The sequence below is a fragment of the Streptomyces curacoi genome (assembly GCF_001513975.1).
Classification (GTDB): Bacteria; Actinomycetota; Actinomycetes; order Streptomycetales; family Streptomycetaceae; genus Streptomyces; species Streptomyces curacoi.
Genome location: NZ_KQ947991.1, coordinates 131,732 through 144,357 on the forward strand (window position 1 = coordinate 131,732; position 12,626 = coordinate 144,357).

General features: G+C 69.4%; 12 protein-coding genes. All 12 read right to left on the minus strand.

Features of this window, described 5'->3' with window-relative positions:
- Positions 1 to 306: chorismate synthase (locus AQI70_RS26460; RefSeq protein ID WP_159042704.1), on the minus strand; the 306-nt coding region annotated here is incomplete at its 3' end.
- Positions 307 to 490: 184 nt separating this feature from the next.
- On the minus strand, positions 491 to 1,336 hold the full coding sequence (locus AQI70_RS26465) for a shikimate dehydrogenase (RefSeq protein WP_062154354.1): 846 nt from the start codon (positions 1,334 to 1,336) through the stop codon (positions 491 to 493).
- A complete protein-coding gene (gene mltG, locus AQI70_RS26470) occupies positions 1,317 to 2,978 on the minus strand; it encodes an endolytic transglycosylase MltG (protein WP_062154356.1) in 1,662 nt (553 codons plus the stop codon). Before mltG ends, AQI70_RS26465 begins: the two co-directional genes overlap by 20 nt.
- A gap of 124 nt (positions 2,979 to 3,102) precedes the next feature.
- Positions 3,103 to 3,567, minus strand: a complete 465-nt coding sequence (ruvX, locus tag AQI70_RS26475; RefSeq protein ID WP_062154358.1) for a Holliday junction resolvase RuvX — start codon at positions 3,565 to 3,567, stop codon at positions 3,103 to 3,105.
- A 35-nt stretch (positions 3,568 to 3,602) separates the two neighbouring features.
- On the minus strand, positions 3,603 to 6,275 hold the full coding sequence (gene alaS / locus AQI70_RS26480; RefSeq protein WP_062154360.1) for an alanine--tRNA ligase: 2,673 nt from the start codon (positions 6,273 to 6,275) through the stop codon (positions 3,603 to 3,605).
- A complete protein-coding gene (locus tag AQI70_RS26485; RefSeq protein ID WP_062154362.1) occupies positions 6,275 to 6,622 on the minus strand; it encodes a hypothetical protein in 348 nt (115 codons plus the stop codon). The genes alaS and AQI70_RS26485 overlap by 1 nt, the downstream gene beginning before the upstream one ends.
- 16 nt (positions 6,623 to 6,638) lie before the next feature.
- Positions 6,639 to 7,073, minus strand: coding sequence for a DUF948 domain-containing protein (locus AQI70_RS26490; RefSeq protein WP_107117088.1), 435 nt, complete (start codon positions 7,071 to 7,073; stop codon positions 6,639 to 6,641).
- Positions 7,074 to 7,278: 205 nt separating this feature from the next.
- A complete protein-coding gene (gene rpsD / locus AQI70_RS26495; RefSeq protein WP_004002680.1) occupies positions 7,279 to 7,893 on the minus strand; it encodes a 30S ribosomal protein S4 in 615 nt (204 codons plus the stop codon).
- A 307-nt stretch (positions 7,894 to 8,200) separates the two neighbouring features.
- Positions 8,201 to 9,556: a replication-associated recombination protein A gene (locus AQI70_RS26500; RefSeq protein WP_062154366.1), complete on the minus strand. Its 1,356-nt coding sequence runs from the start codon at positions 9,554 to 9,556 to the stop codon at positions 8,201 to 8,203.
- 104 nt (positions 9,557 to 9,660) lie between these two features.
- The gene (locus AQI70_RS26505) at positions 9,661 to 10,317 is read right to left on the minus strand and encodes a vitamin K epoxide reductase family protein (protein ID WP_062154368.1); all 657 of its coding nucleotides are present in this window, start codon (positions 10,315 to 10,317) and stop codon (positions 9,661 to 9,663) included.
- 185 nt (positions 10,318 to 10,502) lie between these two features.
- A complete protein-coding gene (hisS, locus tag AQI70_RS26510; protein ID WP_062154370.1) occupies positions 10,503 to 11,765 on the minus strand; it encodes a histidine--tRNA ligase in 1,263 nt (420 codons plus the stop codon).
- A gap of 11 nt (positions 11,766 to 11,776) precedes the next feature.
- Positions 11,777 to 12,484 carry an MBL fold metallo-hydrolase gene (locus tag AQI70_RS26515; RefSeq protein ID WP_062154372.1) on the minus strand — a complete coding sequence of 236 codons (708 nt, stop codon included), beginning with the start codon at positions 12,482 to 12,484 and terminating at the stop codon, positions 11,777 to 11,779.
- Between the last annotated feature and the right edge of the window lie 142 nt (positions 12,485 to 12,626).

The following is a 12,626-nucleotide window of genomic DNA, read 5'->3' on the forward strand; positions in this document are numbered from 1 at the left end:
GGCGAGGATCTCCGGATCGACCGGGTCGGCGGCCATGACCTGCTCCCACTTCGGCCACTCCGTGTTGCCGACCATGATCGCGACCGGTGAGCCGAGCGTCAGACCGTGCCGGACGCCGCCGAGGAAGGTGACCTCGTCGCGCTCGAACTTCATCCGCGCCCCGCGTCCATAACCGAGCCGGCGCCGGGCCAGGTGGTCCGCCACCATCTCCGTGGTGATCGGCACGCCGGCGGGAAGGCCCTCCAGCGTCGCGACGAGTGCGGGGCCGTGGGACTCCCCCGCGGTCAGCCAGCGCAACCTGCTCAACGGTGCTCCTCAGTCTCGCGCCCTGGTACTGCCCTGCGTACGCGCGTCCTCCGCGTACGGCGACGGCGCGACCAGGTGCGCGGCCCCGGCCCGCCACCTCCGATCCTCCCATGTCCGGCGCCGGTCCCCGGCCGCCGGTCCATCAGGCGGACGGCGGATGGACAGCGCCGGGTACCGGAAGGGATCAGTCCTGACGGGCCGCGAGAGCGCGCTCCCCCGCCTTGCGCATGGCGTCCAGGGGCGCCGGGACACGGCCGGTCATCTGCTCGACCTGCAGCACCGCCTGGTGCACCAGCAGGTCGAGCCCGCTGACGACGGCTCCGCCGTACATGGACCAGCGGGCCGCGAGGGCGGTGGGCCAGGGGTCGTAGAGCACGTCGAACAAGGTGGCCGGGCGCTCCGGTACCGCGGAGGCGAGGGCATCCGTGGTGCCGGCCGGGGTGGTGGCGATCACCAGCGGGGCGCGCAGTGCCTGGTCCGCGTCGGACCAGTCGGCCGTACGGACCTCGACGTCGAGCCGCTCGCCCCACTGCCGCATCTCGGCGGCGCGGGCCTCGCTGCGTACGTACGCCACGACCTCACCGGTGCAGATGCGCGCGAGCGCGGCCAACGCGGAGGACGCCGTGGCGCCCGCGCCGAGGATGGCCGCCGAGTCGACCTGTTCGATTCCGCGCTCCCGCAGGGCGGCGACCATGCCGGGGATGTCGGTGTTGTCGCCGACGCGGCGGTCGTCGTCGGTGAGGACGACCGTGTTGACCGCCTCGACCGAGGCCGCCGTCTCGCTGATCTCGTCGAGCAGCGGAATGACGGCCCGCTTGAGCGGCATGGTCAGCGACAGCCCGGCCCACTCCGGCCCGAGTTCCGCGAAGAACCCGGGCAGAGCGGCCTCGTCGATCTCGAAGCGGTCGTACGACCAGCCGGTCAGCCGCAGCTCCTCGTATGCGGCGCGGTGCAGCACCGGGGAGAGGGAGTGGTCGATGGGCTTGCCGAGTACGGCGGCCCGACGGGCGTCAGTTGCCCGAGCTCTCATTGAACTTGTCCTTGAGCTTCTGGAATTCGTCGTGGGTCCTGGCGAATTCGGTCTTGCTCACACCGTCGACGGCCACGAAGTAGTACCAGCCGTCGTGTGTCGGATTCAGCGTCGCCTTCATCGCGATGTCTCCCGGATTTCCGATGGGACCGGGCGGCAGACCCTTCTGCGTGTACGTGTTGTACGGGTCCTGATTGCTGTTGATCTCCGACTCGCTGATGTTGATGTTGCTCTCGCCCTTCAGGTAATTGAAGGTCGAGTCGAACTGCAACAGCCCGTACGTCTCGGGGTTCGCGAGATCGAGCCGGTTGTAGACCACCTCCGCCATCTTGCGGTAGTCGTCCTCGGTCTTGCCCTCGGCCTGGACGAGGCTGGCGACCGTGACCACCTGCAGCGGGTTGTCCAGCTTGAGCGCCTTGGCCTTGGCCTCCAGGTCGAGCGCCTCGTACTTCTCCGCGGCCTGGGTCACCATCTCCTTCAGCACCGCCTCGGGCTTCATGCCCTTGGCGGCGGCATAGGTGCCGGGGTGGAGGAAGCCTTCCAGGGGGTCCTTGATCTCGCTGTTGTCGTTCGCCCAGCTGGGAAGTCCGAGGCTCTTGTACTTCTGCTCGGCGACCTTCTTGGTCGTGCCGGCGGACAGTTCGAGCTTGGTGTCGATCGCCTTGTACACACTCAGATTGCGCTCACCCGGCCTGACCAGGACGTTGTTCTGGCTCTTCGGGTCGAGCATCATCTCGACGGCGGCCGCGGCGGACATCTGCTTGTGCAGAATGTAGGCACCGGCCTGGATCGACTTCCCCTCGGGATTGTCCGACTGGGCGGCCACAAAGGCATCGACGCTCTTGACGACGCCGGCTTCTTTCAGCTTCTGGCCGATCACCGAGCCGAAAGCGCCCTTGGGGATCTCGACCGTGACCGTCTCGTTCGTGCCGTCGCCGGCGAAGTCCGGCGGCGCGCCGAAACGATCCTGGTAAAACTGATACCCGAAATATCCGACTCCGCCCACGCCTGCTCCGAGCACCAGCAGGACCACCAGACAGGCGTACCCGCTGCGGCGTTTCTTGGACTTGCTGCCCCGGCCCCGGCGCTCCCCCCGCCCCCGGCCGGCCCCCGAGTCGTCGTCGGAGTCGTCGTCGCCGCCGCCGGCGAAGAACGCGTGTTCACCCTGGTCCGGGCCGGGATCCCAGTCGGTCTGGGGCGGCTCCGGTTCGGCCTGGCGTCGGCTCGGCGGCTCCGGCGGCGGGTATGCGTCGGGCGTGCCGTAGTAGTCGGGCTGCTGACCGCCGTACGCCGCGGCCTGCTGTCCGTAGGGGTCCGCCGGGTCGGGGTACTGGGCGTGCGCGTGGGTGCCGGTTCCCCAGCCGCCGTTGTCGTACGGCTGCTGGCCCTGGCCCTCGTACTGCTGCTGCTCGTACTGCTGCTGGTACTGCTGCTGCGCCTGACCATATGCGGCCTGCTGGCCGTCGCCCCAGTCGCCGTAGTGCTGCTGCTGCGGCTGCTGCTCCGGATAGTGCTGCGGCTGGCCGCCGTAGGCAGCCTGCTGGCCCGGACGGGCCTGCTGCCCTTCCCATCCGCCGTCCCCGTACAACGGGTCCTCCGGATGCCACGGTTCGGAGCCTGGGCCCCGGCCATACTCAGTCATCGATCCCCTAGAGCCGCGAGGCGGCGGTCACGCGGCTGATGAAGATCCGGCTCCCGTCCCGCCTCTCTCTGTGCACCGGCTGTTCGAACACCGGCGCATCGCGCGGAACGTTACCGTATCGCGATCAGATGACCACTTCGACGCCCTCTCCGGGTGCTTTACCTGACACCCGTTCGGATTCGAGCGCCTGCTGCAGGATGATCACAGCGGCTGCCTGGTCGATCACCGACCGGCCCTTCTTGGACTTCACGCCCGAGGCGCGCAGTCCCTGACTGGCCGTCACGGTCGTCATCCGCTCGTCCACGAGTCTGACCGGTACGGGCGCGATCATGCGGGCCAGTTCCTGGGCGAAGCCCCTGACCTTGGCCGCGGCCGGGCCCTCGCCCCCCTTGAGGGAGCGAGGGAGTCCGACGACGACCTCGATCGGCTCGTACTCCTCGACGAGCTGCCGGAGGCGGCGGTGAGCTGCCGGGATGTCCCGGCCCGGGACCGTCTCCACCGGCGTGGCGAGGATCCCGTCGGGGTCGCACGAGGCGACCCCGATGCGGGCGTCCCCGACGTCGATCGCCAGGCGACGGCCGCGGCGCATGCCACGGCCCTCGCCGCTCGGCTGTGCTTCGGCGCTCACTTGGCCGTTTCCGCCACGAGCCGCTCGACGGCCTCTACGGCCTCACCGACGGCGGCCGGGTTCTGGCCGCCGCCCTGGGCGACGTCCGGCTTGCCGCCACCGCCGCCGCCGAGGGTCTTGGCGGCCGTACGGACCAGGTCGCCGGCCTTGAGGCCGCGCTCGCGGCCGGCCTCGTTGGTGGCGATGACCGTGAGCGGCTTGCCGTTGTTGACCGTGAAGAGGGCCACGACGGCGGCCCGGCCGCCCTGGATACGGCCGCGGACGTCCAGGACCAGCTTGCGCAGGTCGTCCGGCGTCGTGCCGTCCGGGACCTGACCGGTGACGACGGCGATGCCGCGCACGTCCTTGGCGGACTCGGCGAGACCGGCGGCGGCCTGGAGGACCTTCTCGGCGCGGAACTTCTCGATCTCCTTCTCGGCGTCCTTCAGCTTGCCGAGCATGGCGGAGACCTTCTCCGGGAGGTCTTCCGGGCGGCCCTTGAGCAGTTCGGTGAGCTGGTTGACCACCGTGTGCTCGCGGGCGAGGAAGTTGTAGGCGTCGACGCCGACGAGGGCCTCGATACGGCGCACACCGGAGCCGATGGACGACTCGCCGAGCAGCTTCACCAGGCCCAGCTGGGCGGTGTTGTGCACGTGCGTGCCGCCGCACAGCTCCTTGGAGAAGTCGCCGATGGTCACCACGCGCACGCGCTCGCCGTACTTCTCGCCGAACTCGGCGATGGCGCCCTGCTTCTTCGCCTCGTCGATGCCCATGACCTCGGCCTGGACGTCCAGGTCGCGGGCGAGGATCTCGTTGATCTTCTGCTCGACGTCGGTCATCACGGCCGTCGGGACGGCGGACGGCGAGCCGAAGTCGAAGCGGAAGCGGCCGGGCTGGTTCTCGGAGCCGGCCTGGGCGGCCGTCGGGCCGAGGGCGTCGCGCAGGGCCTGGTGGGTGAGGTGGGTGGCCGAGTGGGCGCGGGCGATGGCCTTGCGGCGCCGGTTGTCGATCGAGGCGTGGGCCTTGGCACCGACCGTCACCTCGCCCACCTGGACGACGCCCTTGTGGACGTACACGCCCGGCACCGGCTTCTGGCAGTCGCGGATCTCGATGACGGCACCGGAGTCGACCTTGATGCGGCCGGTGTCGCCGATCTGGCCGCCGCCCTCGGCGTAGAACGGGGTCCGGTCGAGGACGATCTCGACCTCGTCGCCCTCGGTGGCGGCCGGGGAGGAGGCGCCGTCGACGAGGATGCCGACGATCGTGGACTCGCCCTCGGTGTCGGTGTAGCCGATGAAGTCGGTCTCTCCGACCTTGTCGGCGATCTCCCGGTAGGCACCGGCGCCGGCGTGGCCGGTCTTCTTGGCCTGGGCGTCGGCCTTGGCGCGCTCCCGCTGCTCCTTCATCAGGCGGCGGAAGCCGTACTCGTCCACGGACAGCCCCTGCTCGGCGGCCATCTCCAGGGTGAGGTCGATCGGGAAGCCCCAGGTGTCGTGGAGCAGGAACGCCTTGTCGCCGGGCAGGACCGTGGAGCCGGCGGCCTTGGTGTCGCTGACGGCGGTGTCGAGGATGTTGGTGCCGGCCTTCAGCGTCTTGAGGAAGGCGTTCTCCTCGGCGAGAGCGACCTTCTCGATGCGCTCGCGGTCGGTGACGAGCTCGGGGTACTGCTGGCCCATCATGCCGATGACGACGTCGATCAGGTCCTTGACGACCGGGCCGGTGGCGCCGAGCAGCCGCATGTTGCGGATGGCGCGGCGCATGATGCGGCGCAGCACGTAGCCGCGGCCCTCGTTGCCCGGCGTCACGCCGTCGCCGATGAGCATGGTGGCCGTACGCATGTGGTCGGTGACCACGCGCAGGGAGACGTCCGAGGCGTGGGCGTCGCCGTAGGCGACACCGGTCAGCTCGGTGGCCTTCTTGATGACGGCCATGGAGGTGTCGATCTCGTACATGTTCTGCACGCCCTGCAGAATCATGGCGAGTCGCTCCAGGCCGAGGCCCGTGTCGATGTTCTTGCTCGGCAGGTCGCCGAGGATCTCGAAGTTGTCCTTGCCGGTGCCCTGGCCGCGCTCGTACTGCATGAAGACGAGGTTCCAGATCTCCACGTACCGCTCGTCGTTGACGGCGGGGCCGCCCTCGACGCCGAACTCGGGGCCGCGGTCGTAGTTGATCTCGGAGCACGGGCCGCACGGGCCGGGGACGCCCATGGACCAGAAGTTGTCCTTCATGCCCAGGCGCTGGATGCGCTCCAGGGGCACACCGACGACCTCGTGCCAGATGCGCTCGGCCTCGTCGTCGTCCTTGTAGACGGTGATCCACAGACGCTCGGGGTCGAGGCCGTAACCGCCCTTGTCCTGGGGGCTGGTGAGCAGCTCCCAGGCGAGCTTGATGGCGCCTTCCTTGAAGTAGTCGCCGAAGGAGAAGTTGCCGCACATCTGGAAGAACGTGCCGTGCCGCGTGGTCTTGCCGACCTCTTCGATGTCGGGCGTGCGCACGCACTTCTGCACGCTGGTGGCGCGCGGGAACGGCGGCTTGACCTCACCCAGGAAGTAGGGCTTGAAGGGCACCATGCCGGCCGGGACGAGGAGCAGAGTCGGGTCGTCCGCGATGAGCGACGCCGAAGGGACAACGGTGTGCCCACGCTCCTCGAAGAAGCTCAGCCAGCGGCGGCGAATCTCGGCCGACTCCATCAGTGGTCCTCATTCCGGTTGTTCGAGTACGTCGGGTTCTCGATGTACTTCGGGTTGCTGCGGTTGTTCTCGATGGCGGCGTAGCGCCGGGGCGCGGGGAGTTCGGGGCTCTCCCGGATGCCGAGCGCGTCCTCCAACTCGGCCTCCCGCTGGGCCATGTTGTCGCGCACGTCGAGGGCGAAGCCCACCGCGCGGTCCTTCAGCCGTTGGCCGGTCTCCAGGGCCTTGTTCGCCGCGGTCGCGGCGAGGCTCTCCGGGGTCAGTTGCTTCAGCTTGCGATTGACCTTGGTAGTCGCCCACACACCGGCGGCGACGCCCGTGGTGAACCAGAACGTACGACGGAACATCGCTCGGTCTCAGTCCTTACTTCCGCTTGCGTCGTGCGGCGGGAACCGTGCGGCCCAAGATCACGGTACGCCGGGGCGTCTTGGCGGGCACGTCCTCCTTGCGGCCGCCGAGAGCGCGGCGCACGCCGTAGCCGAAGGCCGCGACCTTGACCAGGGGGCCGCCGAAGGTGGAGGCGACGGTGGTCGACAACGCGGAGGCGTTGGACGTGACCTCCTGGACGTCCGAGGCGATCGCGTCGACCCGGTCGATCTGGGTCTGCGCGGAGCGCACCGCCGCGGAGGCATCAGCCAGGAGCGGGACCGCCTGGTCGGTCACGTCCGCGACCAGCTTGGTCGTCGCCCTGAGCGTCTGGGCCAGCCTCGCCAGCGCGACGGCGAGGAAGGAGACCAGGATCGCCCAGAAGACGGCCACCAGGATCCCGGCAACCTCTCCACCGGACACTGTGTGCACCCGCTCCCTGAAACGTGCCTCTACATCGGTCTACATCGAGAAAGTCGTGCACCGAGCCTATCGCGCCGGGGATGCCGCTCTGCACCGGATTACCGCTCGCGCGGAGCGGAGTTGCCGTGGGTGTGCGAAAGCCCGCCGCCTCGTCCGCCCGGAGGGGCGGGGAGGCGACGGGCTCAGGCGCAGAAGCCCTACGACCGCTGAAGGATCAACGGGCGTAGTACTCGACGACGAGCTGCTCGTCGCAGATCACCGGGATCTCCTTGCGGTTCGGCTCGCGGTCCAGGCGGAACGCCAGGGCCTTGAGGTTCACCTGGAGGTAGCGCGGGGTCTCACCCTCGGGGGCGAAACCACCCTCACGGGCGATGGAGAAGAGGGTCTTCTCGCGGCTGCGCTCGCGGACCATCACGACGTCGTCGGGACGGACACGGAACGACGGCTTGTCGACCTTCTGGCCGTTGACCTCGATGTGGCCGTGCACGACCATCTGACGGGCCTGGTAGATGGTGCGGGCGATGCCCGAACGCAGGACCAGGGCGTCGAGACGGCGCTCGAGCTCCACGATCAGGGCCTCACCGGTCTTGCCCTGAACCTTGGACGCGCGCTCGTAGGCGCGGACCAGCTGGCGCTCGGAGATGTCGTACTGCGCGCGCAGACGCTGCTTCTCCAGCAGACGGACCTTGTAGTCCGAGTTCTGCTTGCGGCCACGGCCGTGCTCACCCGGCGGGTAGGGGCGGGCCTCGAAGTACTTGACGGCCTTCGGGGTCAGCGCGATGCCGAGGGCACGCGACTTCTTGACCTTGGGGCGGGACTGGTTCGCCACTTGATCTTCCTTGTCTGTTTTTCATCGGCTGCCTCAGGGTTACGGGAGGTCGCAATCCGCAGCCGGGGAATCCCGACAGGTCCGCGAGGGACTTGCCAGGTAGCCGCTCCCCTGGTCTGGGCACATACGTGCAGCACACGAACGGCCCACCGACCGGTCCCGGGATCCCGGGTGGTGGTGGGCTGCCCGCGACACCTACGACGGTGCGCGACGCTCCTGGATCAAAAGATCCGGCTGGTTGTCCCGCCTGAGGCGCCGACCGGAGCCGGACACGGGACGCAGCACTTCGAGCGAGTCTACAGGCTGTTCAGGATCGTCTGCGACCCAGGTGCTTCCTGGTCCACTCCACGGCGTCCGCGTACCGCGCCTCCGCCCCGTGCCGGGTCGGGGTGTAGTACTCGCGGTCCTTGAGGGCGTCCGGCGCGTACTGCTGCTCGGCGATGCCCTCGGCCAGGTCGTGCGGATACACGTACCCCTGCGCGTGCCCCAGCTTGGCGGCGCCCTTGTAGTGCCCGTCGCGCAGGTGGGGCGGGACCGGACCGGCCAGTCCCTTGCGTACGTCGTCCAGGGCGGCGCCGATCGCGGTGGTCGCGGAGTTGGACTTGGGGGCGAGCGCGAGGGCGATGGTGGCGTGGCTGAGGGTGAGGGCGGCCTCGGGGAAGCCGATCATGGCGACGGCCTGGGCGGCGGCGACCGCGATCGGCAGGGCGTTGGGGTCGGCGAGGCCGATGTCCTCGCTGGCGGAGATCATCAGGCGGCGGGCGATGAAGCGGGGGTCCTCGCCGGCCTCGACCATCCGGGCCAGGTAGTGCAGGGCGGCGTCGACGTCGGAGCCGCGGATGGACTTGATGAGGGCGCTGGCGACGTCGTAGTGCTGGTCGCCGTCGCGGTCGTACTTCACGGCGGCCCGGTCGACGGTCTGCTCCAGCGTCTGGAGGCTGATCTCGGTCTCGCCCTGGTCCAGGGCGGCTCCGGCGGCGGCTTCCAGGGCGGTCAGGGCGCGGCGGGCGTCGCCTCCGGCGATGCGCAGCAGGTGGGCCTCGGTGTCCTCGGGGAGGGCGACGGCGTCCTTCAGTCCGCGCTCGTCGCTCAGCGCCCGCCTGATCAGGCCCCTGACGTCGTCGTCGGTGAGGGGTTCGAGGGTGAGGAGGAGGGAGCGGGACAGCAGCGGGGAGATGACCGAGAAGTACGGGTTCTCGGTGGTCGCCGCGATCAGGGTCACCCAGCGGTTCTCGACGGCCGGGAGGAGGGAGTCCTGCTGGGCCTTGCTGAAGCGGTGGATCTCGTCGAGGAAGAGGACGGTCTCCTTGCCGAAGCCGCCGGTGGCGCGGCGGGCGCCGTCGATGACCGCGCGGACCTCCTTCACACCGGCGGTGATCGCGGAGAGCTCGACGAAGCGTTTGTTGGTGGCCTTGGAGACGACGTAGGCCAGGGTGGTCTTGCCGGTGCCGGGCGGGCCCCAGAGGATCACCGAGGACGGCCCGGCGGGGCCGCCGCCGGATTCGCCGACCAGCCTGCGCAGGGGCGAGCCGGGCTTCAGCAGGTGCTGCTGGCCCACCACCTCGTCCAGGGTGCGCGGGCGCATGCGCACCGCCAGGGGACTGCCGGCGGGGTCCTTCTCCTGGCGTTCTTCTGCGGCGGCGGTGAACAGGTCGGGCTCCACGCTGGAAACCCTAGTTCACCGCACTGACAATCCCGCCGGGCCCCGGAAAGCGGGGCTCCCCCCATCCCTTCGCCCAACCTTCCGCCGAGCCTTCAGCCGACCCCTCAGCTGGTCCAGAAGTCCCACCAGCGGGTCAGGATCAGCATGCCGATGATGCCGATGTGCAGGACGGGCATGACCCAGGTGAACTCGCCGAAGAAGCTCTTCAGCCAGTTCGGCGCGGGCAGGAAGCCGTTGCGGATGTTGAACGACGTGACGTACCAGAACATGATGATCGTCGCGACCCAGGCCAGCGAGCACCACAGGCACAGCGCGTTGATCCGATACAGGGACTGGAACATCAGCCAGGCGCAGAACACGACGCCGAAGAGGGTGCCGGCGTTGAAGGTCAGCCAGTACCAGCGCGGGAAGCGGGCGCGGCCGAGCAGGCTCATGCCGACGCAGATGACGATGGCGTAGGCGACGAGGCCGAGCATCGGGTTGGGGAACCCGAAGGCGGCGGCCTGCTTGCTCTCCATGACGCTGCCGCAGGAGACGACGGGGTTCAGGCTGCAGCCCGGGGTGAACGTCTTGCCCTCGACCTTGGCCTCGAGCAGCTTGAACTTGTCGAGCGTGATGACCCACGCGGCCAGCAGCCCCGCCGCGCCGGTGATCACCAGCATCAGGGCGAACGCACGGCTGCCGCCCACCGACCGCGGCGCCGCTTCGGCGCACTGCGGCTCGGGCTCGGTGGAGACGTCTTTGACTGTCGTCTTGCTCATCACGCCGATTCCGTCACTTGAGAGTTGGAGTTTCTCCGGACACGGCACATTGTGCCGTACACGCGCGCGTCTCCACCGTTCACTGGACATAAGGAAATACGCGCGACTGGGTAAAGGCGTTCGGTTCAGGACACCGGCGGACGACCGAGGGCGGGGACCGTTCGGTCCCCGCCCTCGGCACCACCTCAGCCCAGGCGGGCTTCCAGCTCCGCGACGATCTCGTTCACGCCGACGGCCGTCTGCTCGCCGGACTCCATGTCCTTGAGCTGGACGACGCCCTCGGCGAGGTCGCGTTCGCCGGCCACGATCGTGTAGCGGGCGCCGCTGCGGTTGGCGTTCTTCATGGCGCCCTTGAGGCCCTTGCCGCCGTAGGAGAAGTCCGCCGCGACACCGAGCTTGCGCAGTTCGGTGACCTTGGCGAACAGCACCCGGCGGGCCTCCTCGCCGAGCGGCACCGCGAACACGCTGGTGGAGGCCGGGAGTTCGAGCTCCACGCCCTCCGCCTCCAGGGCGAGCACCGTGCGGTCGACGCCCAGGGCCCAGCCGACGGACGGCAGCGCGGGGCCGCCGATCATCTCGGACAGTCCGTCATAGCGGCCGCCGCCGCCCACCGCGGACTGGGAGCCCAGACCGTCGTGGACGAACTCGAAGGTCGTACGCGTGTAGTAGTCGAGGCCGCGCACCAGCTTCGGGTCGTCCTCGAAGGAGACGCCCGCCGCGGTGATCAGCTCGCGGACCTCCTCGTGGTACGCCTTGCACGCGTCGCAGAGGTAGTCGCGCAGGAGCGGGGCGCCGGTCAGCTGCTTCTGGACCGCCTCGCGCTTGTCGTCGAGGACGCGCAGCGGGTTGATCTCGATGCGGCGACGGGTGTCCTCGTCCAGGGCCAGGCCGCGCAGGAAGTCCTGCAGCGCCGCTCGGTACACCGGGCGGCACTCCTGGTCGCCCAGGCTGTTCAGCAGGATCCGGAAGTTGGTCAGGCCCAGGGAGCGGTACGCCTGGTCGGCCAGGATGATCAGCTCGGCGTCCAGCGCCGGGTCCTCGGCGCCGATCGCCTCGGCGCCGACTTGGGAGAAGTGCCGGTAACGGCCCTTCTGGGGGCGCTCGTAGCGGTAGTAGGAGCCCGAGTACCAGAGCTTGACCGGGAGGTTGCCCGCCTTGTGCAGGTTGGCCTCCAGGGCCGCGCGCAGCACGGAGGCCGTACCCTCGGGGCGCAGGGCCAGCTTGTCGCCGCCCTTGGTCTCGAAGGCGTACATCTCCTTGGTCACGATGTCGGTGGACTCGCCGACGCCGCGCGCGAACAGCTCGACGCTCTCGAAGCCGGGCGTCTCGATGTAGCCGTAACCGGAGTTGCGCAGGGGAGCCGCGATCGCCTCACGGACCGCCAGGTACTTGGCGGAGTCCGGCGGGATCAGGTCGTACGTGCCCTTGGGGGCCTTGAAGGTGCTCACGGAAGGTCTCGTCACATTCCTCGTCGGGGAGCCTCGGATGCTCCCGGGCCGGCCGCCACCTGCCGCAAGTACGGGTTGGTGGCGCGCTCCCGGCCGATGGTCGTCTGGGGGCCGTGGCCGGACAGCACCACGGTCGAGTCGTCGAGCGGCAGGCACACGCGGGCCAGCGAGTCGAGGATCTCGGCCGTGTCACCGCCGGGCAGGTCGGTGCGTCCGATGGAGCCGGCGAACAGCAGGTCGCCCGAGAAGAGGATCGGCGGGATGTCCGCCGCCTCGGGCAGGCCGAAGGTCACCGACCCCTTGGTATGGCCCGGCGCGTGCGAGACGGTGAGCTCCAGGCCCGCCAGCTCCAGCTTGGCGCCGTCGGTCAGCTCCTTGACGTCGTCCGGTTCGCCGATCGTCAGCTCGCCCATCAGCTGCATCCCGATGGACCTGCCGAGCGCCTTCTCCGGGTCGCTCATCATGTACCGGTCCTCGGGGTGGATCCAGGCCGGTACGTCGTGCGCGCCGCACACCGGGACGACCGAGGCCACGTGATCGAGGTGGCCGTGGGTGAGGACGACGGCGACGGGCTTGAGCCGATGCTTCTTCAGTGCTTCCTCGACTCCGGGGGCCGCCTCGTGGCCCGGGTCGATGATCACGCACTCCTCACCGGCGGCGGGGGCGACGAGATAACAGTTCGTCCCCCAGGCCCCGGCGGGGAACCCGGCAATGAGCACGATCGTCCTTCGTTTGTGTCGACACGAGTGGTTTGTCGGCGGGCTCCGCCTGTCGTCAGAGCCTACCGGCGCTGCCGATTCCTCAGCGAACCCATATACGGTACGGGGCACACGCAGGCGATCGGCTCATAGGACGCACGCG

Bases quoted from the DNA above. Each gene is read 5' to 3' on its own strand.
- AQI70_RS26505 (WP_062154368.1), bottom strand. From the start codon at position 10,317: ATGAGCAAGACGACAGTCAAAGACGTCTCCACCGAGCCCGAGCCGCAG.
- alaS (WP_062154360.1), bottom strand. From the start codon at position 6,275: ATGGAGTCGGCCGAGATTCGCCGCCGCTGGCTGAGCTTCTTCGAGGAG.
- mltG (WP_062154356.1), bottom strand. From the start codon at position 2,978: ATGACTGAGTATGGCCGGGGCCCAGGCTCCGAACCGTGGCATCCGGAG.
- AQI70_RS26465 (WP_062154354.1), bottom strand. From the start codon at position 1,336: ATGAGAGCTCGGGCAACTGACGCCCGTCGGGCCGCCGTACTCGGCAAG.
- ruvX (WP_062154358.1), bottom strand. From the start codon at position 3,567: ATGCGCCGCGGCCGTCGCCTGGCGATCGACGTCGGGGACGCCCGCATC.
- AQI70_RS26485 (WP_062154362.1), bottom strand. From the start codon at position 6,622: ATGTTCCGTCGTACGTTCTGGTTCACCACGGGCGTCGCCGCCGGTGTG.